Source organism: Dankookia rubra (assembly GCF_004355005.1).
Lineage (GTDB): Bacteria > Pseudomonadota > Alphaproteobacteria > Acetobacterales > Acetobacteraceae > Paracraurococcus > Paracraurococcus ruber_A.
The window spans coordinates 1-349 of sequence record NZ_SMSJ01000384.1 but is presented as its reverse complement, the minus strand read 5'-3'; the positions used below and the strand labels follow the sequence as shown (position 1 = coordinate 349).

The 349-nt window shown below is 69.1% G+C and carries 1 pseudogene; it reads left to right on the top strand.

The features are described 5' to 3' along the window. Window positions 1-76 precede the first annotated feature (76 nt). A pseudogene (locus tag E2C06_RS39085) lies at window positions 77-349 on the top strand (hypothetical protein); the annotation flags it as partial.

Below are 349 nucleotides of genomic sequence, written 5' to 3'. Positions count from 1 at the left end.
AGCAGCTGGTCCAGCAACTCATCAGCGATGTGCGGCGCCTTCCGTCGAGCCATGGGGGAGCTCCTTCCATTCCCTCATGACCGGCAACACACGGAAATGCCGACAGTCCCGGGCAGCACCCTGGGGCATAGCCGGCGCCGCCCGTGCCCGCGGGCTCGCCCCCGGGCACGGGCAGTGGCGCTGGACTGGGGAATTTTCAGCCAGCACTTCCGGGGAGGATTCACCCAGCCGCTACACGGCCTGGATCGGCACCGCCTATGCCCAGGAGGACGCCGCGACTGCCCACGCCCAATGGCGCACGGTGGCCGACCAACTCCGCCCCAAGGTGCCGAAGCTGGCCGCCTTGATG